Annotated in this window: 17 protein-coding genes and 1 pseudogene; 2 read left to right on the forward strand and 16 right to left on the reverse strand. The window is 61.9% G+C overall.

The genetic code is table 11. The annotated features are described in order from the left end of the window. Positions 1 to 399: pseudogene (locus HX812_RS32020) on the forward strand (poly(3-hydroxyalkanoate) granule-associated protein PhaF); the annotation flags it as partial. 61 nt (positions 400 to 460) lie between these two features. Here HX812_RS32020 and HX812_RS25165 read toward each other — a convergent pair. The 6 genes from HX812_RS25165 to HX812_RS25190 form a co-directional block, all read right to left on the reverse strand. Then, positions 461 to 988, reverse strand: a complete 528-nt coding sequence (locus HX812_RS25165; RefSeq protein WP_038844790.1) for a fimbrial protein — start codon at positions 986 to 988, stop codon at positions 461 to 463. Positions 989 to 1,005: 17 nt separating this feature from the next. Continuing rightward, the gene (locus tag HX812_RS25170) at positions 1,006 to 1,941 is read right to left on the reverse strand and encodes a fimbrial protein (RefSeq protein ID WP_038844792.1); all 936 of its coding nucleotides are present in this window, start codon (positions 1,939 to 1,941) and stop codon (positions 1,006 to 1,008) included. 43 nt (positions 1,942 to 1,984) lie between these two features. Beyond that, positions 1,985 to 4,546 (reverse strand): fimbria/pilus outer membrane usher protein, encoded by a 2,562-nt coding sequence (locus HX812_RS25175; protein WP_038844794.1) that lies wholly within the window; start codon positions 4,544 to 4,546, stop codon positions 1,985 to 1,987. A gap of 123 nt (positions 4,547 to 4,669) precedes the next feature. After that, the gene (locus HX812_RS25180; protein ID WP_038844796.1) at positions 4,670 to 5,425 is read right to left on the reverse strand and encodes a molecular chaperone; all 756 of its coding nucleotides are present in this window, start codon (positions 5,423 to 5,425) and stop codon (positions 4,670 to 4,672) included. Positions 5,426 to 5,431: 6 nt separating this feature from the next. After that, on the reverse strand, positions 5,432 to 6,208 hold the full coding sequence (locus HX812_RS25185; RefSeq protein WP_038844797.1) for a molecular chaperone: 777 nt from the start codon (positions 6,206 to 6,208) through the stop codon (positions 5,432 to 5,434). Positions 6,209 to 6,271: 63 nt separating this feature from the next. Then, positions 6,272 to 6,853 carry a fimbrial protein gene (locus tag HX812_RS25190; protein ID WP_038844798.1) on the reverse strand — a complete coding sequence of 194 codons (582 nt, stop codon included), beginning with the start codon at positions 6,851 to 6,853 and terminating at the stop codon, positions 6,272 to 6,274. Positions 6,854 to 7,221: 368 nt separating this feature from the next. On the opposite strand from HX812_RS25190, the gene HX812_RS25195 reads away from it, so the two are divergent. After that, positions 7,222 to 7,896 carry a response regulator transcription factor gene (locus HX812_RS25195; RefSeq protein WP_235165415.1) on the forward strand — a complete coding sequence of 225 codons (675 nt, stop codon included), beginning with the start codon at positions 7,222 to 7,224 and terminating at the stop codon, positions 7,894 to 7,896. A 13-nt stretch (positions 7,897 to 7,909) separates the two neighbouring features. On the opposite strand, the gene HX812_RS25200 is transcribed toward HX812_RS25195, so the two are convergent. The 10 genes from HX812_RS25200 to HX812_RS25245 all read right to left on the reverse strand — a co-directional run bounded on the left by HX812_RS25200 (position 7,910) and on the right by HX812_RS25245 (position 20,701). Next, a complete protein-coding gene (locus HX812_RS25200) occupies positions 7,910 to 8,530 on the reverse strand; it encodes a TetR/AcrR family transcriptional regulator (RefSeq protein WP_033897748.1) in 621 nt (206 codons plus the stop codon). Between the two features lie 27 nt (positions 8,531 to 8,557). Further along, entirely contained in the window at positions 8,558 to 10,240 is a 1,683-nt protein-coding gene (phaC, locus tag HX812_RS25205) for a class II poly(R)-hydroxyalkanoic acid synthase (RefSeq protein ID WP_038844799.1), read from the reverse strand. An 89-nt stretch (positions 10,241 to 10,329) separates the two neighbouring features. Continuing rightward, on the reverse strand, positions 10,330 to 11,175 hold the full coding sequence (gene phaZ, locus HX812_RS25210; protein WP_016979176.1) for a poly(3-hydroxyalkanoate) depolymerase: 846 nt from the start codon (positions 11,173 to 11,175) through the stop codon (positions 10,330 to 10,332). A gap of 149 nt (positions 11,176 to 11,324) precedes the next feature. Beyond that, positions 11,325 to 13,004, reverse strand: a complete 1,680-nt coding sequence (phaC, locus tag HX812_RS25215; protein ID WP_038844802.1) for a class II poly(R)-hydroxyalkanoic acid synthase — start codon at positions 13,002 to 13,004, stop codon at positions 11,325 to 11,327. Between the two features lie 249 nt (positions 13,005 to 13,253). Beyond that, positions 13,254 to 13,631: a gamma-butyrobetaine hydroxylase-like domain-containing protein gene (locus HX812_RS25220; protein ID WP_038844804.1), complete on the reverse strand. Its 378-nt coding sequence runs from the start codon at positions 13,629 to 13,631 to the stop codon at positions 13,254 to 13,256. Positions 13,632 to 13,780: 149 nt separating this feature from the next. Then, a complete protein-coding gene (gene hslU / locus HX812_RS25225) occupies positions 13,781 to 15,118 on the reverse strand; it encodes an ATP-dependent protease ATPase subunit HslU (protein WP_038844805.1) in 1,338 nt (445 codons plus the stop codon). Positions 15,119 to 15,154: 36 nt separating this feature from the next. Next, the gene (gene hslV / locus HX812_RS25230) at positions 15,155 to 15,685 is read right to left on the reverse strand and encodes an ATP-dependent protease subunit HslV (protein WP_038844807.1); all 531 of its coding nucleotides are present in this window, start codon (positions 15,683 to 15,685) and stop codon (positions 15,155 to 15,157) included. A gap of 246 nt (positions 15,686 to 15,931) precedes the next feature. Beyond that, positions 15,932 to 16,633 (reverse strand): SPOR domain-containing protein, encoded by a 702-nt coding sequence (locus HX812_RS25235; RefSeq protein WP_038846407.1) that lies wholly within the window; start codon positions 16,631 to 16,633, stop codon positions 15,932 to 15,934. Between the two features lies 1 nt (position 16,634). Further along, entirely contained in the window at positions 16,635 to 18,371 is a 1,737-nt protein-coding gene (argS, locus tag HX812_RS25240) for an arginine--tRNA ligase (protein WP_038846408.1), read from the reverse strand. Positions 18,372 to 18,481: 110 nt separating this feature from the next. Further along, a complete protein-coding gene (locus HX812_RS25245) occupies positions 18,482 to 20,701 on the reverse strand; it encodes a primosomal protein N' (RefSeq protein ID WP_033897754.1) in 2,220 nt (739 codons plus the stop codon). Positions 20,702 to 20,761: the final 60 nt, after the last annotated feature.

Raw genomic sequence — 20,761 nt, forward strand, 5'->3', positions numbered from 1 at the left:
CCGGCCGCCAAGCCGGCCGCTAAACCAGTGGCCGCTAAAGCTGCGGCCAAGCCAGCCGCCAAACCAGCAGCCAAGCCCGCCGCTAAACCAGCCGCCAAGCCTGCGGCCAAAACTGCAGCTGCAAAACCTGCTGCCAAGCCAGCCGCTGCGAAACCTGCAGCCAAGCCGGCCGCCGCTAAACCGGCTGCCAAGCCTGCTGCAGCCAAGCCAGCGGCAAAACCAGCCGCCGCGAAGAAGCCAGCAGTTGCAAAAAAACCAGCAGCACCCAAGCCTGCTGTTGCGGCCAAGCCTGCAACGGCGCCAACCGCTTCCACAGCCAACTCGGTGTCCGCACCGACCCCTGCTGCTGTGACCCCGACTGCAACGCCGGCAACCCCGACGCCATCCAGTCAGTCCTGATTTTTCCCAGGACACAAAAAATGCCCGGCCTGCAAAGGCCGGGCATTTTTTTGCGTCTGTATCAGTTGTAAGTGATAGACACGGTCACAGCGCTGGCCAAGCTGCCTTGAGTGATGGCTTCACCGGTTTTATGGTAAGCCGCTGCAAGCGCAAGGACAGCTTTGTTGCCGCTGGTTGCAACCGTTCGGCTGCGCTGGTCAGGGGTGCCATTGGCCGGGATGGTTGAAAGCGCGGGTGCGCGATGCGCCAGTAACAGCGCGGTGCCTTTCGAGCCACCGGTATTGGCAAATAATTCGCCATTCCCCGCTGAGGGCGTGCCGGTAAACAGGAAGATCACGTTGCGGATATCGGATTCACAGTCGGCGGAGACCTCGAAATCGAGCTGCCCGGCGGAGGGGGTCGCGTCCAGGTCGGAAATCTTGATGGTTGGCAAGGTAAGGGTGCGGTTCTCGTCGCCGGCGGCCAGGTTGCAGGTGCCGGCGTCGACCTGCCCGGCAAAGGTCAACGTGCCGGTTGTCGCGGCCTGGGCGCTGAAGCTGGCGAGCCCGCCGGTCATTGCCAACAGAAGGGGAATGCTGCGTAGGTACATCGGGTTTTCCTCAGGTTTCAGTTGTAGGTGATGTTGACGGTGGCGGTACTGGCCAGGGAGCCTTGGCTGACCGTGCCGTTTTTGTGATACGCGGCGCTAAGTGGCAAGACCGCGCGGTCGCCGGACACCGCCACGGTGCGTTCCTCGTTGGCGCTGATGGTCTGGGGCACGCCGTTGAGGCGTGAGTACAGCCACAGGTCTACGCCGCCGGCAGTGCCGGTGTTGTCGAAGAGCAGGGGGTTGCCCGGCGCCGGGGTGCCGCTGAAACGGAATGTGACGTTGGCCGCGTCGCTGCACTGGGCGGTCAACTCGAAGTCATGTACGCCCGCGTAGACAACGTCCTTCAAGGCGCTGGCTTGTATCGTGGGGAGCGTGATCGTGCGGTTGACGTCACCGGCGGCCAGGTCGCAGGTGGCGGCGGGCCTGACAAAGCGCACCGCGTTGCCAAGGTCAAGGCGGTAAACCTCTGGGGTGTGTATCCAGCGGTGCTCCCAGAGATTTCCGGCCGGGATCGTTCCGTCTGTGACAGGCCCCATTTTGTAAAAGTGCGCCGTCGCAGAGGTGTAGCTGGGGATCTTGCCGTATACCTGCTGGGGCGGCTGGGTGTGAATGGCGAAGAACGCTTCGTTGGCGCCGTCGGCCCACGTCAGGGAAATGCGTACGCCAATACCGGGGACTTCGGTGCGGTAGATGAGGGAGCCTGGGTATCGCTGGTCCGGGTATCGCCCGACATACCATCGGCGCACAGCCACAGGGCAATTGGCGACGAAGGCCGGAGAAGGACCGCTGAAGGCCTGGCTGGTGATGAGGCTCCCGTCAGGCAGACTGTTCGGCACCGTGATGGTCGCCGGCAGATTGAGGATCATCGTCGAGTCTGGATACCGATCGCAATACGCTTGAGCGGTCAGCGGCAGGCTCAGCACGGTCAACACGAATTTGGTGGAGTGTTTCATCTTCAGTCCCGTAGTAAGAAGTAGGGCGTTCGAGCGCGCCTGATCAACCGTTGGCCGCGGCTTGGCAAGTGCCTGCGTCCAGATGGCGCAATCGGTTGCCGCCCGCCGGCCCCCGCTGCGGGCCCACGCCGTATTGCAACCGGCAAGAAGCATTGGCCCCCCACTTGACCTTCAACTGCCCCTGCGGGCGAGAGACCCGCACAAAGGCTTTACCGCCTTGCCCGACAATGCCCACGCTGGAGCCGTCTTCATCGAACACATCCGAACCGAAAGGCAGCGAGCTACCGTCCTCGCGCAGGGCCGTGATCAAGATCGCCTGGCCGCTGACCGTGTCGAATTGCAGCTTCACCACCGAGCCCGCACGGGGTGCGACGTTTTGCGCGGCGGTCTTGAGCTCTACGTCGACGGACAGGTCCTTGGGGTCCAACTCGACCACGTTCTGGCGATAGGGAGTGAGGTGGGGCACCACGGCATAACCGCGCTTGCCGACCTGGGCGCCGTGGTTGCCGTTGATCCGCGCACCCTGCGCATCAGGCGCCTGGACGATGCCAAGGGTGTCGCCCAGTTCCGGGGCGAAAATCACGCCATCGGCGTGGGCGACGATGCCGCCGGTCATGCCGAGGGAGGTTGCGCGGTAAGCAGTGCTTTGCCCGAAACCTGCGGACAGCACGCCATGGCTGGCCTGGTATTTCATGTCGGCGGTCACTGAGTTGCTGCTGCCCTGCGTACGGCTGCCGCCCACGCCGTAGCTGAATTGGCTGCGTTCGCCCAGGGTGCCGCCGAGGTTCATCCGCTCACCGCTGCTTTGATCGCCGCGATAGGCGGTGGTGGTCAGGGTGGGGGAGCGAGCGTCGCTGCCCAGGGGCAGACTCAGGGTCAGTTCCACTTGTTTGTCGACCCGCTCACTCAGCAGATCCTTGCTGCGCTGGGCGCTGACGGTGTAGTGCAAGCCCTTCCAACTGCCGCTGTAGCCGGTGGTGAAGGTCAGGTTGCCGCTGCTGCGGTTCCAGTAGTTTTGCGAGGAACCGGTCAGGTAGACCGTACCGTTCGCCAGGCCTTGGTTGAGGCTGATGTCCATCCGGTCGCGCAGGCGCGAGACGTTATCCAGGTTGTTCCCGTCGATGGCGAGGTCGCGAACCCGTGCAGCGTCGGCGACGCTCAGAAAGCCTTGCGTGGAGTAGCGGTAGGCGCCGAGGGCAAAGTGGGTGCCGGTGTCGGTGAAGTTCTTGCTGTAGCGCAACTGCAGGCTTTGCCCTTGGCGAGCGCCGTGGCCTGGCAGCGCTGCGTTCGAGTGGGTCAGGTCAAGGGACAGTGCGCCATACGGTGTGTTGAACGCCGCCCCCAGCAGCTGCGACAGATAGTCGTCACCCGCCACCGCCCCGGTGTAGCCGGTCAGCAGGTTACTGAGGCCGTGCTGGTAAGTGGCTTGCATCAGCCTTGGGGGATGGCGCAGGCCGATTTCGTCGAGCAAGCCGGCGCTCAGCGAATAGCGGCTGTGGCCGGTGCGCAACAGGTTGGCGTTGGCGGCGAACGGCACGATGAATTCGCGCTGACGGCCATCGGCCTCGGTCACTGTGACGGTCAAGTCGCCGCCATAGCCGGTGGCAAACAAGTCGTTGAGCACGAACGGGCCAGGCGCGACCGACACTTCATCCAGCAACACACCGCGCTGACGCACGGTGACCCGCGCGTTGGTCTCGGCGATGCCGCGCACGACCGGGGCAAAGCCGGTCTGGGAATCCGGCAGCATCCGATCATCGCTGAACAGGCTGGCGCCGCGCAGGCGCACGCTGTCGAAGAGCTGGCCTGGGGTGTAGATCTCGCCGACCATCAGCTGTGATCGCAACGGGCTCAATTCGCGCTGCACATAGGTGCTGCTGCCCTGGTAGCCCGCGACGGCATCGCTCTGGCTGAAGCTGCCGTTGTGGCGCCAGTGCCAGCCACCCAGGTTGAGCCCGGTGTTCAGGCCCAAGTAATGAGAGTCGATGGAGCGACCCTTTGTGCGCGTCGTGAAGGTGTTGGCGTTGTAGCGCACAAACGCCGCATCGACCCCACCGTCCCAGTGTTTGGGGTCGACATACCCGCGCGCTTTGCGCGCCAGGTAGATCTGTGGAACCTGCAACGCCAGGCGGTTTTCGCCCGAGTCGAATTGAGCGGTGCTGCCTGGCAGGTAGGTTGCAATGTCTTCGCAGGGGGCGAATGCGGGAATAGGCGCCTGACCCGCTTCGGCGGGTTGATTGTGCGGCGCTTCCAAGTCGATGCCAAACCTGAGCACGGCGTCCCGCTCCAGGCACATCTGTGCAGCGTCCCGGCCCTTGACCGCGACGAACGTCAGGGATTCACGGCCGATCCACTGGCCATTGAGATAAACGTCGGTGCGGTAACTGCCGGGCAGCACCACGTTGCCCTGGCTGAATTTGGCGATATCGACCTGCCGGCCGCCCACGCCATCCGGAAAGAAGGCGGGGTTGAACCCCACGTTCTCGGCACCTTGGGCGACCACGACATAGGCGCTGCTCAGCAGCCAAAGGCAGCGCGTCATCAGCGTCCAACGATGACGTGCAAGGGGCCAGCTGTTCGGGCTGGCGTGGGTGTTCAGACTCATGTGTACCCTTTCCAAAAAGTGGGCGCTGTCCGAATTCGGGCAAAGCAAAGCCCTGCCCCGAGAAATGGGCATCAGACGAACGTGTGCGGTGAGGTCAGTCGTCGGCCAGACTGGCCGTGTGGGTCATGTCGAGAGCGGGCTGCTGTGGGTGCTGCGCACGCCGTAGTCGTCGAGCGTCTGGAACTCCACGGTGGCGGCGCTGCCCGACGGTTTTTTGAGGCTGGGTAGTTCAAAACGCGTGCGACCGCCAGGCGGCACCATGTTCCCGGCACCAGAAGCCGAGGGTTTGCGTGCATGACGCTGCTGAGCGTCCAGTACGTCGACCTGCTCGAAGGTCACGTGATAGGGCGTGGGGTTATAGACTTCCAAGGCCTGGCCGTGCTCGGTCGACTCACGCCGCCATTGCAGTTTTCCGGGCGCGGCGTCGACGCCATACGGCAGGTTCGGTGGCCGGAAAAACAGCTTGATCCGCGAACGGAAGGCCAGTTGCAGCTGATTGGCCTCCTGGGAATGCGCGGGCACCTCCAGCAGGTTGAACCAGAACAGGCTTTCCCGTTCCGTCGGCAGGCTGTCACCCGTGTACGCCAGGCGTAGAACCTGTTGCTTGCCCGGTTCCATACGAAAGATCGGCGGCGTGGCGATAAACGGCACCGTGGCCCGATCCGGGGTGGAGTGTTCGTCACCGCTGTCCAGCCACACCTGGATCAGCACGGGCGCCTGGTTCTTGCTTTCCAGCCTGACCGTCACCTCCTTGTCGTCCTGTGGGTAGATGATCCGGGTGCTGCTGATGACCACGCTGGCCTGCGCGGCGGCGCTCAGCAGTGCAAAGGCCAACGCGATGAGGCGGGCCGACAGGTGTGAAGCGAAAACGGCGTTCATGGTCTGTTACCCGGCGACTGGAGGCGTAAGGTCTGCCGAGTGGCGAACGCGGGCACCGAAGTCGCTGACGGCGGTGAATTCGACCTTGAGCGCACCGTTAGGGCGTTCGCGCAGCGACGGCAGCGCGAATACTTTCACGTCGCCGGCCGGCATCATCAGGCTGTCGTTGGCTTCCTTGTTGGCGGCTTTGCCGAAGCGTCTTCCTTCGCTCACCAAGACCACTGAACTCAGGGAAACATGGTAGGGCGTGGGGTTGGTCGCTTGCAGGGCATAGCCCTGGTGGTGGGCAACCAGTTTCCATTGCAACTTGGACGCCGCGCTGCCCACCGAGTAGGGCAATGCCTGCGGTCGCAGAAACACCCGCAAGCGGGTGCGAAAGGCCAATTCGATCTGGTTGTTCTGTTCGGCACCGGCGGTCAGCGGCGGGACTTCCAGCACGTTCAGCCAGTACAGGCTTTCGCGGTCGGTGGCCGCGGCCTCCCCGGAATAGCGCAGGCGCAGCGCCTGTTGCTGGTGCGGCTCGATGCGGAAGATCGGTGGCGAAAGGGTAAACGGTGTCTGCGCCGTGGCTGGCGTGGAGCGGATGTCGCCCGTGTCCAGCCAGGTTTGTACCAGGGCCGGGCGGTCACCTTTGTTTTCCAGGCGCACGACCACTTCCTGCTGATCGGCGGGGTAGATCACGCGGGTGCCATAGATAATGACCCCAGCCTGGGCGGGAAATGCGTGCAGCAGTAACCCTGCGATACCCCAGGTGGCAAGCGCGAGGCAGACCAGCTTTTTCATGCTCAATGTTCTCTACGAATCAGGCGGATGGGCCTGCCTGGCAACTGCAGGCCCGCTTGCGGTTTAGTTGTCGTACACGACCATGAAGCCGACGCGGGTCTTGACCGTGCCTTCAGTTGCGGCACCGCTGGCGTACATCTGCGCGGCCAGTGGGATGACCGCCTGGTTGTCGGTGATCACCACGCCTTCGGATTTTTCGGTGTAGACGTTGATTGGCGAGCCGTTCCGGTTCGTCACTTCAACCTGTACGTTCTTGGCGTTGGTGGTGTCGGACGGGTCATCGTAGCCGTCGATGTTCAAGCGTCCGGTTGCCACATCAATGGCCGGGCTGGTGGGGTCGAAGGCAACCATCGCGGTGCGACCGTTGGTGCAGCCACCTTCGCCAGGCGCGCCAATGCGAATGGTGAAACCGGTGAGGTTGGCGCGATCACCCGGTTTCGCCAGGCGTGCGGCAGACACACCGCCGAGGTTGACGTCTTTGACCACGGCACCGGTGCCCGGCGCTGCGCCTTCGATGGTGCAGGTCGTATCGTTCACCAGCCCGGTGAAATTGATGGTTCCGTCGTTGGCGGCGTGTGCCGTTTGCGAAACGGCCGCAGCCAAGGCAAGTGCGGCGGCAAGGGTGGAGAAAGTGTTGACTGTCATAGAGCTCCCAATCGTGCGTTATTTGAGTAATCCGCCGCACAGTGATGTGCTGCATCGGTAATTTGTTTCGTTTTTTTACCGAATTGCGGGGAGCTCTAATTTGGCTGGGAACGTTAACGATGCCTATAGAGATGTAACGAGATTTATCTCGTAATTGTTCGAAGTCCAAAATATTAATTAAAACAATTGTATGGGTCTGCGTCTGTAAGAATCAGGTGTAAGGCATATATGTAGGATTAAGTTGTAAGGGCGGGTCGAGTTGATTTTCCTATGTTGAAGCATCAAAAAAGCTGCGCTATACCCTGTTCGTGCAATGAGCGTATTTGAACTAAGTTGTACCTACTTTGGCGAACTTTCTGGTGGCCGATATGCACACCATCATGTTGTTGGATGATCACGAGATGGTTCGACAGGGGATCGAACTGGGCCTGCGTAAAGAGACCGATCTGGACGTTATCGGCTCATTCAGCACGTCCAGGGCGTTACTGGATGCGCTCACACAGCGACCTGTGGATGTGGTGGTGATGGACTTTACGCTGGGGCCGTCGGACATCGATGGCCTCAGCCTGATCCAGATGCTGAGCCGGCGCTTTAAGCGCTGCAAGGTGCTCGTTGTGTCGTCGCACTGCACACGTGCAAGGGTCACGCTGGCGCTAAAGGCTGGCAGCCTGGGGGTACTGGGCAAGACCCAACAGCTCACGGAATTGGTCGTGGCTATTCGAACCGTCGCCCAAGGGCGGATTTACCTGCAACGCGGCATGTTGTCGGTATTGCAGGAGGGGGAGTCTGCTTTGTGGCAGATGAATATCGAATCGAAACTTGAAACGGCTATGCCGTTGCGATTAAGTGGCTCTTTAACGCCCAAAGAACAAGAAGTATTGCGTTGTTTTTTGGATGGCATGTCCGTGAACTCAATTGCGGCAAAGTTTTCGCGCAGTGCAAGTACCATCAGTACACAAAAACAATCGGCTTATCGAAAGCTGGGGATCAGGACCGACAGTGAACTTTTCATGTTCACTAAACAGTTTGGTCGACCTGATTGATTTCAATGAGTCTTTAAGTCGGATTGTCCAGATAACGCAGCGCCCATTGCTCTGTGGCCTGTCGTGCCGGCGACTGCAGATGGGGCGCCACCAGCATCATGATCTGGTAGATCACCACTTGCACCTCACCTTCGCGATCGAGAATCCGCTGGTAATCCAGGGAGAACAGCAAGGTCATGGTGATTTGCTCAACCAGTTGCCCCAGCGCCTGGGTGTCGCTGACCAACTGCCCGGCGGCCTTGAGCCGTGCCAGCAGAGACGCCAAGGTCCGTTTGAGCGCCGTCAGCAGGTTGCGAATGCCCTTGGCCAGCTTTGGCAGGCGTCCCGCCAGGTTCGACAAGTCCTGGAACAAGAACCGGTAATGCGCCATGCGCTCGACGATCAGGTGCAGGAACAGCCAGTAATCCTCGGCTTCCAGTTGCGCGTCCGCGGGAGGGTCGAGCAGGGGCGCCAACTCATTCTGGAAACGCTCGAACAACCCGAGCACCAACGGTTCCTTGCCATGGAAGTGGTAGTAGAGGTTGCCGGGGCTGATCCCCATTTCATTGGCCACCTCCATGGTCGACACGTTCGGTTCGCCCTTCTGGTTGAACAATTGCAGGGCACATTCAAGGATACGGTCGCGGGTCTTCATCCAGTCTTCTTAATGTGATCGTTGAGCTCAGCGCACGCGCACATAGGTGCCGGGCGCCGCTTCCATCGGTGGGTAATTCTGGTTGCCCAGGGCGGTAAGGGTTTCCCGTTGCGCGCCGGAGCGCTGCTGGATCCAGTCCAGCCACTGCGGCCACCAGCTGCCTTCGACGTGGTTGGCGTCGTAGTACCAGGCGCGCGGGTCGCTGCTCAGCTTGGGGTTCTCGACGTAGTTGGCCTTGGGGTTGCCCGGCGGGTTGAGAATGCTCTGGATATGCCCGCTGTTGGACAGCACGAAGCGCCGCTCGCCGCCCAGCAATTGGGTGGAGCGATACACCGCGTCCCACGGCGTGATGTGGTCATTGATGCCCGCCACACTGAAGCTGTCCACCGTGACCTTCTGCAAATCGATCGGCGTGCCACACACTTCCAGGCCGCCTGGATGGCTCAGCGGGTTGTGCTTGAAGAAGTCCAGCAGGTCACCGTGCAGCGCTGCGGGCAGGCGCGTGTTGTCGTTGTTCCAGTACAGGATGTCGAAAGCCGGCGGTTCCTTGCCCAGCAGGTAGTTGTTGATCCAGTAGTTCCAGATCAGGTCATTGGGGCGCATCCAGGCGAACACCTTGGCCATGTCGCGGCCGTCCAGCACGCCTTGCTGATAAGACCGGCGCTTGGCGGCTTCCAGGGTTTGTTCATCAGCGAACAGGGTGGCGGGGCTGTCGATCTGGCTGTCCAGCAGGCTCACCAGGTAGCTGGCGCTGGAGATACGACGCAACTGGCGCTTGGCCTGCAAGTGGCCTTGCAGCGCAGCGATGGTCAGGCCACCGGCGCAGGCGCCCATCAGGTTGACCTCACGGGCGCCGGTGATGGCGCGGCACACGTTGAGGGCTTCTTCCTGCGCAGCGACGTAGGTGGACAAGCCCCATTCGCGATGCCGCACGTCCGGGTTGCGCCAGCTGACCATGAACGTCTGCAGGCCATTTTTCAGGGCGTACTGCACAAAGCTGTTGGCCGGGCTCAAGTCGAAAATGTAGTACTTGTTGATTTGCGGCGGCACGATCAACAGCGGCTTGGCGTACTGTTTTTCGCTCATGGGCTTGTACTGGATCAACTCCAGCAGCTCATTGCGAAACACCACCGAGCCTGGGGTGGTGGCGACCGTCTTGCCCACCTCGAAGGCGTGTTTGCTCACCTGGCGCGGCAGGCCATTGTTGTGCAGCAGGTCTTCGAACAGGTTGGTCACTCCGCGCACCACGCTGTTGCCGCCGGAATTGAGCAGTTCCTTGATCGCCAGCGGGTTGAGCAGGGTGTTGGAAGGGGAAACCGCATCGTTGATCAACGAAAAAGCAAAATGCGCTCGGGCGCGGTCATCGGCGCTCAGGTTGCTGTCATCGATCCAGTGACGGGTCTGCTTCTGCCAGCTCAAATAGGCTTGCAGGCTACGCCGGTACAGCGGGTTGAGTTTCCAGGTGGGGTCGGTGAAGCGGCCGTCGTTGGGGTTGGGTTCGTGCACGGTTTCACCGAGCAGCACGCGGCCCAGTTGACCGCTCAACGCCCAGGCATGGCGAGCGGTATGCACTGGGTTGCGCAAGCCGTGGGCGGCCACGCTGCGCAGGGTCGACAGCAGGTCCCGACCGCGCAGGCCGGTGATCGCATTTTGCGCATTGATGAACGCGGCAGGGGTGGGCGCCGGGTTCGTCACGGGTCTTTCTCGCATGAGCCAACACTCCTTCGTCAAGCCATCAAACAGGCACGCCAATTCAGAACCATAGCCGGTTCCTGGCAAGTTGCGCGGCGGTGCGGTCCTTACACGGCCGGTCGCGGATGGATCACCGCGCGCATGCGCTCCTCTTCGAGAAATTTCATGATGATCGGCGCCACGGCTTCCGCCCGGGTGATCAGGAACAGGTGGCCGTCATCGATTATGTGCAACTGTGCATTGGGAATGCGCCAGGCCAGCATGCGCATGTTGATCAGCGGGATCAGCGGGTCGTCGTCCCCGGCCAGCACCAGGGTGGGTTGGCGGATCTTGTGCAGCCAGTGGATGCTGGTCCAGCCCAACCCGGCGAACAGCTGCCAGTAGTAACCCAGCTTGCCGGCCGAGCGCACTTTGCTCGCGTGTTCGGCGGCGAGCTTGGAGTCGCGGCGGAACGAGCCGCCGTAGATCATCGGCGCGATGCGCACCACATGGGACGGTTGGATGTAACGGCGCGGGCTGGCCATCAACCACAACACTTTCGGCTTGCCCGGCACCATCACCGCACCCGCCGCCGTGGCCGCCAGGATCAGCTTCTTGCAGCGCTCCGGGTAGTCGTAGGCAAATTGCTGTGCCAACGCGCCACCCCAGGACACACCCACCGCGTTCACCTGGCCATAGTCCAGGTAGTCGAGCATGCGTGCGGTGAGCTTGGCCAGGCCGGGAAAACGGTACGGTCGATTGGGTGTGGAGGAACCGCCCACGCCGGGCACATCGAACGCGATCACTTCCAGGTCCGGGTCCAACGCCTGGACGAACGGAAACACCAACTCAAGGTTGGCGCCGATGCCATTGAAGATCAGCAACGGCGTCAAGTGAGGCTTGCCCGGGCGCACCGCCGTGCGGATGGTCTGGCCATCCAGGTCGATGGTGCGGAAGATGAACGGTTGCGGCATGCTCAAGCCCTGTGAAGTGTGACAGCCGGAATGCGGTCTAAATGTGGGAGCGGGCTTGCTCGCGAAAGCAGTGTGTCAGTCAGTACATTTGATACTGATGGACCGCGTTCGCGAGCAAGCCCGCTCCCACATTTGGATCTCATTTCAATCTAGCGTTCATGTACGTATGTGCCCGGTGCTGCTTCGGCTGCGGCGTACGTTTTATTACCCAGCGCCGTCGGGGCTTTCTTCAACTTGCCCGCCCGTTCCGCCTGCCAGGCTTGCCAATGCAACCACCACGAATCGGTATGCTTGGTCGCATTCTCCTGCCATTCCAGGGGCTTCGCCGTCAGGCTGTCGCTGGTCTGGTAGCGCGCCTTGGGGTTGCCCGGCGGGTTGAGGATGCTCTGGATATGCCCGCTGCTGGACAGCACGAACTCCACCTTGCCGCCAAACAACTGCGCCGACTTGTAGCACGACTGCCACGGCGTAATGTGGTCGTTGGTGCCAGCCAGGGAATAGATATCGGCGGTGACCTGCTTGAGGTCGATGGGCGTGCCGCACACTTCCAGTGCGTTGGCGCGCACCAGTGGGTTGTTCTTGAACAGCTCGATCAGGTCACCGTGGAAAGCCGCTGGCAGACGCGTGGTGTCGTTGTTCCAGAACAGGATGTCGAACACCGGCGGCTCATTGCCCAGCAGGTAGTTGTTGACCCAGTAGTTCCAGATCAGGTCGTTGGGCCGCATCCAGGCAAACACCTTGGCCATGTCGCGGCCTTCCAGCACGCCGGCCTGGTAGGAGTGGCGCTTGGCCGCTTCCAGGGTCTGTTCGTCGACGAACAGCGCTACCTGGGTGTCCAGCGTGGTGTCGAGCACACTCACCAGCAGGGTCAGGGCGTTGACCTTCTTCTCTCCCAGCGCCGCGTAGTGGCCGAGCAGGGCGGTGCAGGTGATACCCCCCGAGCAGGCGCCGAGCATGTTCACATCTTTGCTGCCGGTAATCGCCGTGACCACATCCACCGCTTCCTTGAGCGCCTCGATATAGGTCGACAGGCCCCACTCGCGCTGGGCCTTGGTCGGGTTGCGCCAGCTGACGATAAAAGTCTGCTGGTTATTGCGCAGGCAGAAGCGCGCCAGGCTCTTCTCAGGGCTCAGGTCGAATACATAGAATTTGTTGATCTGCGGCGGCACTACCAGCAGCGGGCGTTCGTGCACCTGTTCGGTGATCGGCTTGTACTGGATCAGCTCCAGCACGTCGTTGCGAAACACCACGGCGCCTTCGGTCGTGCCCAGGGTCTTGCCCACTTCAAAGGCGCCCATGTTGACCTGGCTCGGCATGCCGCCGTTATGCACCATGTCCTTGGCCAGGTGGGACAGGCCATCGAGCAGGCTCTTGCCGCCGGTTTCAAAGAAACGTTTGACCGCCGCCGGGTTGGCCGCGCTGTTAGTAGGGGCCATGGCTTCAGTCATCAGGTTGATCACAAAGTGACCACGGCTGATGTCCTGTTCCGACAGGTTGCTGTCGCCGATCCAGTCGTGCAGTTCCTTGCGCCACGCCAGGTAGGTTTGCAGGTAGCGTTTGTAGAGCGGGTTCTGGCTCCAGGCCGGGTCCTGGAAGCGACGGTCGTCGTTCTCGGGTACCAACGCGGATTTGCCGAACATCACGTTCTTCAACTCGACGCCAAAATGCGCGACGTGCTTGACGCTGTGCAGCGGTTGTTTGATGGCTTGGGTCAGCACCATCTTCGCCGAGGCGAGTAAATCCTTTTTACGTAACGCGATGATCGGGTTGAGCCCCAGGGTGTTTTCCGAGGCCTGGCGTTTCAAGTCATCGTTGTTCTTGTTACTCATCTACGACGCTCCATTGTCCGAAAGACGAGTACCGGGGACCGCTGCGCACCCAGTTTCGATACACAACACAAGCCTGGTACTGCGACTCGGGTGACCGTTGATACCGCATCGTCAAATGCAGGGAACTTGCCAGCTCCATTGGTTACCCGAGTTTAATTTTTTTCGCAAGCGGACCAATCGTTGGTCACGCGACAGGGCATTCAAGCAGATGAAATTAGAAAATGCCCTCTAAAGAGCAAGAGGCCTGGGCTAGAGCATCAGCCGCACGACCGACTGATCCGGATCGCGGGTTTTGCCAGCGGCTTTGAGTTCGGCCAGATAATCGACCCACAACGCGTCTTGGCGCACGGCGAGCTGGTAGAGGTAGTCCCAGGTGAACAGTCCGCTGTCATGACCGTCGTCGAAGGTCAATTTCAGTGCGTACTGGCCGGCCGGTTCGATCTTGATCAACCGCACATTGAGCTTGCCGAATTGCAGGATCGGTTTGCCGTGCCCCTGGACCTCGGCGGAAGGCGAGTGGGTGCGCAGCAGTTCGGCGGGGAGTTGGTACACCTCGTCGGGCCCGTAGGTGAGGCCAAGGGTGTTGGAGGTTTTGTGCAGGTTTACAGCGGTGGGGAATTTAGTCATGGCGCAAGTCGTCCAGTATGGCTGGTATATGTGGCGAGGGAGCTTGCTCCCGCTGGGCTGCGCAGCGGCCCCAAAATCTTGGGAGCGCTTCGCACTCCAGCGGGAGCAAGCTCCCTCGCCACAAGAGCCCGCCGTCGCAGGGAGATGACTTACAGGATATAACGAGACAGATCTTCGTTCTGCGCCAATTCGCCCAAGTGGCTGTTGACGTATTCAGCGTCGATCTTGATCACTTCGCCATTTTGCGCGCCAGCCAGGTCGCCAGCACTGAAGGACACTTCCTCCAGCAAACGCTCCAGCAAGGTGTGCAAACGACGGGCACCGATGTTCTCGGTCTTCTCGTTGACCTGCCAGGCGATCTCCGCCAGGCGCTTGATGCCGTCCGCTTGGAATTCGATACCCAAGCCTTCGGTTTTCAGCAGCTCACGGTATTGCTCGGTGAGCGACGCGTGCGGCTCGCTGAGGATGCGCTCGAAGTCGCCTGGGGTCAGCGCCTTGAGCTCCACGCGGATCGGCAGGCGGCCTTGCAGCTCCGGCACCAGGTCGCTTGGCTTGCTCAGGTGGAACGCGCCGGAGGCGATAAACAGGATGTGGTCGGTCTTGACCATGCCCAGCTTGGTGTTCACCGTGCAGCCTTCGATCAGCGGCAGCAGGTCGCGCTGTACGCCTTCGCGGGACACATCGACGCCGCCGGAATTGCCGCGCTTGGCGACTTTGTCGATCTCGTCGATAAACACGATGCCGTGCTGCTCGACCGCTTCCAGGGCCTTGGCCTTGAGTTCTTCCTCATTCACCAGGCGCCCGGCTTCTTCGTCGCGCACCAGTTTCAGCGCTTCCTTCACCTTGAGCTTGCGGCTTTTCTTCTTGCCCTTGCCCATGTTGGCGAACAGGTTCTGCAACTGGCTGGTCATTTCTTCCATGCCAGGCGGGGCGGAGATGTCGACGCCGGAGACTTCAGCGACTTCGATCTCGATTTCCTTGTCGTCCAGCTGGCCTTCACGCAGGCGCTTGCGGAACAGCTGGCGGGTGTTGGAGTCCGAGGCCGGCGCGGCGTCTTCGTTGAAACCCATGCGTGCCGGTGGCAGCAGGGCGTCGAGGATGCGTTCTTCGGCGGCGTCTTCGGCGCGGTGGCTGACCTTGGTCACTTCCTGTTCGCGCAGCATTTTCAGGGCGGCGTCGGCCAGGTCACGGATGATCGACTCGACGTCGCGGCCAACGTAGCCCACTTCGGTGAACTTGGTGGCTTCGACCTTGATGAACGGTGCATTGGCCAGCTTGGCCAGGCGACGGGCGATTTCGGTTTTACCGACGCCGGTCGGGCCGATCATCAGGATGTTCTTGGGCGTTACTTCAACGCGCAGTTCTTCGGGCAGTTGCATCCGGCGCCAGCGGTTACGCAGCGCAATGGCTACGGCGCGCTTGGCATCGTCCTGGCCGATGATATGGCGGTTGAGTTCATGGACGATTTCGCGGGGAGTCATGGACATAGTGTTTGGCGGCCTCAAGCGGAATAAGCCTACGGCTTACTCGGCGAGGTCCTGCTCCTCAATGGTCTGGTTGTGGTTGGTGAACACGCAGATATCACCGGCGATGCCCAGGGCGGTCTCGACGATTTCGCGAGCCGACAGGTCGGTTTTCTTCAACAGTGCGCTGGCGGCCGCTTGGGCGTAGCCACCGCCGGAACCCATGGCGATCAGGCCATGTTCAGGCTCAACCACATCGCCGTTGCCGGTGATGATCAGGGAAGCTTCTTTGTTGGCAACGGCCAGCATGGCTTCCAGTCGGCTGAGAGAACGGTCGGTGCGCCATTCTTTGGCGAGTTCAACCGCCGCGCGCACCAGGTGGCCCTGGTGTTTCTCAAGTTGGCCTTCGAAACGTTCGAAAAGGGTGAAGGCGTCGGCGGTGGCGCCGGCAAAGCCTGCGAGAACCTGGCCGTGGTACAGGCGACGCACTTTCTTGGCGTTGCCTTTCATCACGGTATTACCCAGGGAAACCTGGCCGTCGCCGCCCATGACGACTTTGCCGTGGCGACGTACTGAAACGATGGTGGTCAAGGGGAGAGTCTCCACGCAGCGGGGCGAAAATGCCCTGATGAAAACTCATATGGGGGTGGCGGGGGGGATTTCAACCGCGAGGGCAGTGTGCGGACGAGTGGTGTTTATCTTTCTGACACGCCACAAAACAAAATGTGGGAGCGGGCTTGCTCGCGAATGCGGTGGGTCAGTCGCCGAAAATACTGACTGAAATACCGCTTTCGCGAGCAAGCCCGCTCCCACATGGGGCCTGCTGCGCTCTTAGTCTCAGCGACTCTGGCGTTGTTGTAACAACAGGTTGCTAAAGCCCGCGCCGGCCAGTTGTTTCTGCGCCACAGTCAACTGTTCACGGTTGCTGAACGGCCCCACCAGCACGCGATACCAGGTCGCCTCCTTCACCGTACCCGACTCAACCGTCACCGACTGGCCCAGCAGAATGATCTGCGCCCGCACGCGATCCGCATCCGCCTGTTTCGGGAACGAGCCCGCTTGCAGGAAGAACTTCGTCACCGGCGCGGCTTTGGTCTCGGCAACCGGCGGTGCTGGCGGCGGCGTAATGCCGGCCAGCGCGGCCTGGGCGCGCGCCGTGTCGATTTTCGCCGCTTCCGCCGGGGTGACCGGGGTGGTCGGCACCTGCGGCGTCGGCAGGGTTTTCTCCGGCACGGCGTCGGGTGGCACGATCACTTCCGATTCCGGCAGCAGCGTGTAGAAGTCGTACTTCGGCTTCACCGGTGCGGTCGGGCTTGGCGCCGTCTTGTTGGCTTCGGCCATTTTCGTGGCCTTCTGCTGTTCCTGCTTGACCCGTTTGACGTCATCGCCCTTGCCCGGATCCAGCTTCATCAGGAACACGATAAACGCGCCGACGGTGAGGCCGATCGCCATCCACAACCAGCCTGGAATAGGCTTCTTCGCCGGGGCCTGGTAGCGGCTGGCGCCGCGCTTGGGTGCAGGTTTTTTCTTGGCAGCCAACTTACATACGCTCCAGAGTTTCCAGGCCCAACAGTTCCAGGCCTTGCTTGAGGGTCCGTCCCGCCAACGCGGCGAGGCGTAGGCGGCTTTGCTTCTGGGCTTCATCGTCGGCGGTGAGGATCGGGCAGTTCTCGTAGAAACTGGAGAACAGGCCGGCGACTTCGTACAGGTAAGTGCACAGGATGTGCGGCGTGCCTTTCTCGCCGACGCTGTTCAGCACTTCGCCGAATTGCGCCAGCTTGGCGGCCAGTTCCTGTTCGTGCGGGGCGTCCAGCACAATCTGGCCTTCGACTTCGCTGAAGTCCTTGCCCAGCTTGCGGAACACGCCCGCCACACGGGTGTAGGCGTACAACAGGTACGGCGCGGTGTTGCCTTCGAAGTTCAGCATCAGCTCGAAGTTGAAGCTGTAGTCGCTGGTGCGGTGCTTGGACAGGTCGGCGTATTTCACCGCGCCGATGCCCACCACGCGGGCGATGTTGCGCAGGTCGGCCTCGGCCAGCTCCGGGTTCTTTTCCTTCACCAGGTTGTAGGCACGTTCCTGGGCTTCGGTCAGCAGGTCGATCAGCTTCACGGTGCCGCCGTCACGGGTCTTGAACGGGCGGCCATCGGCGCCGTTCATGGTGCCGAAGCCCATGTGTTCCATGTGCATCGGGTGGGTGACGAAGCCGGCGCGACGCGCCACTTCGAACACCTGCTGGAAGTGCAGGGCCTGGCGCTGGTCAACGAAATACAGCGCGCGATCAGCCTTGAGCACGCCGCTGCGGTAGCGCACGGCGGCCAGGTCGGTGGTGGCGTAGAGATAGCCGCCATCGGCCTTGACGATGATCACCGGCAGCGGTTCGCCTTCCGCGGTCTTGAATTCTTCGAGGAACACGCACTGCGCGCCGTTGCTTTCTACCAGCAGGCCTTTGGCCTTGAGGTCGTTGACCACGTTGATCAGGTCGTCGTTGTAGGCACTTTCGCCCATCACATCGGCCATGGTCAGCTTGACGTTGAGCAGCTCGTAGATTTCCTGGCAATGGGACAGGGAAATCTCACGGAAGCGGTTCCACAGCTCCAGGCATTCCTTGTCACCGGCTTGCAGCTTGACCACCAGGCCACGGGCGCGGTCGGCGAATTCTTCGGACTCGTCGAAGCGCTTCTTGGCGGCGCGGTAGAAGTTTTCCAGGTCCGACAGCTCGTTGCTGGTGATCGGGTTTTCCTGCAGGTAGGCCATCAGCATGCCGAACTGGGTGCCCCAGTCGCCCACGTGGTTCTGACGGATCACGGTGTCGCCGAGGAATTCCAGGACCCGCGCCACGCCGTCGCCGATGATGGTGGAGCGCAGGTGGCCCACGTGCATCTCTTTGGCCAGGTTCGGTGCCGACAGGTCAATCGCCACGCGTTGCAGTGGGCCGGCCTTGCGCACGCCGATCTTGGCGTCGGCCAGGGCAGCATCCAGGCGCGAAGCCAGGGCCTGGGTGTTCTGGAAGAAGTTGATGAAGCCAGGGCCGGCGATTTCAGCCTTGGTCACGCTTTCGTCCGCCGGCAGCGCGGCGATGATTTTTTCTGCCAGGTCGCGCGGTTTCATGCCCGCAGGCTTGGACAGCATCATCGCGATGTTGCTGGCGAAGTCGCCGTGGGTCTTGTCGCGGGTGTTTTCCACCTGGATCGCTGGCGTCAGGCCTTCAGGCAACACACCTTCGTTGACGAGTTGGGTGAGGGCTTGTTGGATCAGCTGGCGAATGGTGTCTTTCATGGTGTTCTCTTTCGACCGCAAGCGGCGGCGCGCGATGCGCAGGTGGAAAAACTGGGCATTATCCGTGGCGAGGGCGGGCTTGCCAACCTTCGCGGGACCTATGGCCAGGCTTAATACAAATCTACCGGGTCTACGTCCAATGACCATCGCACTTGCCGGCCGCTGGGCATTTGCTCCAGGGCAAGCAACCAGCTACTTAATAACCGATGCAGGGGCGCGCGCGAGGTTGCCTGCAAGAGTAGCTGAGCGCGATAACGCCCGGCGCGGCGCTCCATCGGGGCGGGCACCGGGCCGAGCAGTTCGATGCCGCTCAGGCCCAGTTCGCCGAGCAAACGTTCGGCGGCGCTGCACGCCTCATCCAGAAAACTCTCTGCTTGCCCTGGCTTGTGGGCTTCGGCGCGCAGCAGGGCCAAATGGGAAAACGGCGGCAGGCCCGCCGCGCGACGTTCGCTCAGCGCCTGCTCGGCGAAGGCGAAGTAGCCTTGTTCGGTCAGCTGGATCAGCAGTGGATGGTCGGCCAAGTGGGTCTGGATGATGACCCGGCCTGGCTCTTCGGCACGCCCTGCGCGGCCAGCAACCTGCACGATCAACTGCGCCATACGCTCGCTGGCGCGGAAATCCCCGGAGAACAACCCGCCGTCGGCATCCAGGATCGACACCAGGGTCACCCGTGGAAAGTGGTGCCCTTTGGCAAGCATCTGCGTGCCGATCAGGATGCATGGGTGGCCTTTCTGGATGGTGGCGAACAGTTGGTTCATCGCGTCCTTGCGCGAGGTGCTGTCGCGGTCGACCCGCAAAACCGGGTAATCCGGGAACAGAATGCCCAGGCGCTCTTCAGCCCGTTCGGTGCCGGCGCCCACCGGTCGCAGGTCGACTTTGCCGCACTGCGGGCAGTGGCGCGGTACGCGTTCCACATGGCCGCAATGATGGCAGCGCAGCTCGCCGTAGCGCTGGTGCACGGTCATACGCGCATCGCAGCGTTCGCATTCGGACATCCAGCCGCAGTCGTGGCACAGCAGGGTCGGCGCAAAGCCGCGCCGGTTGAGGAATACCAGGACCTGTTGGCCAGCGGCGAGGGTCTGGCCGATGGCTTGTTGCATCGGCCCGGAAATCCCGCTGTCCAGTGGACGGCTTTTGACGTCCAGGCGCAGGAATTTTGGCTGCTTGGCGCCGCCGGCACGCTCGTTGAGGCGCAGGAGGCCGTAACGCCCGGTGTAGGCGTTGTGCAAGCTCTCCAGGGATGGCGTGGCCGAGCCCAGCACAATCGGGATGTCTTCCTGGCGTGCACGCACCAGTGCCAGGTCGCGGGCGTGGTAACGCAGGCCTTCCTGCTGTTTATAGGAGCCGTCGTGCTCCTCGTCGATGATGATCAGCCCGGGGTTTTTCATCGGCGTGAACAGCGCCGAGCGAGTGCCGATAATAATGTCGGCCTCGCCATCTCGTGCGGCCAGCCAGGACTCCAGGCGCTCACGGTCATTGACTGCCGAGTGCACCAGCGCGATGCGCGCGTTGAAGCGCTGTTCGAAGCGCGCCAGGGTCTGTGGGCCCAGGTTGATCTCGGGAATCAGCACCAGCGCCTGTTTGCCGGCTTGCAGGGTCTCGCGGATCAACTGCAGATAGACTTCGGTCTTGCCGCTGCCGGTGACGCCCGCCAGCAGGAACGCATGGAAACTGTCGAAGCCGGCGCGAATCGCTTCATAAGCGGCGCGTTGCTCGGGGTTCAGCGGCAGTTCCGGTTGGGCCAGCCAGTGTTCGTGGCGGGCATCCGGGGCGTGCTTGCGGATTTCCACCTGCACCAGGCCCTTGGCGAGCAACAGGTCGAGGCTGTCTTTGCTCAGCATCAGCTTGCTTAACAGCTGATGCGCGACGCCATGGGGGTGCTGGGCCAGTGTCGCCAGGGCTTCACGCTGGCGCGGGGCGCGGGCGATGCGCGGGTCGTCGAGGCGCGCACCGGGCACCATCGACCAGAAACGTTCCTGGCGCGCTTCGGCCAGTTCGCCCTGGCGCAGCAGTACTGGCAGCGCCCAACTGAGCGTATCGCCGAGGCTGTGCTGGTAATACTGGGCAGTCCACAGGCACAGCTTAAACAGGGCGGGCGGCAGCGGTGGGGTGGCGTCGAGCATGGCCAGCGCAGGCTTGAGCTTTTCCGCCGGGACTTCGCTGTGATCCGCGACCTCCACCAATATGCCGATCATCTCCCGCCGGCCAAACGGCACGCGCACGCGCATGCCCGGCTGCAGCTGTGCCCGCAGCACGCCGGCCGGGGCCCGGTAATCGAACAGGCGGCGCAAGGGCGAGGGCAGGGCTAGGCGCAAAATGGCGTCGGGCACGCGGGGGGTCTCATATAAAGGCAGGCGGTGGCGCAGGGGCGGGAGCCTAGCAGACAGGGG

The organism is Pseudomonas sp. IPO3749, assembly GCF_013386605.1.
GTDB lineage: Bacteria > Pseudomonadota > Gammaproteobacteria > Pseudomonadales > Pseudomonadaceae > Aquipseudomonas > Aquipseudomonas azotoformans_A.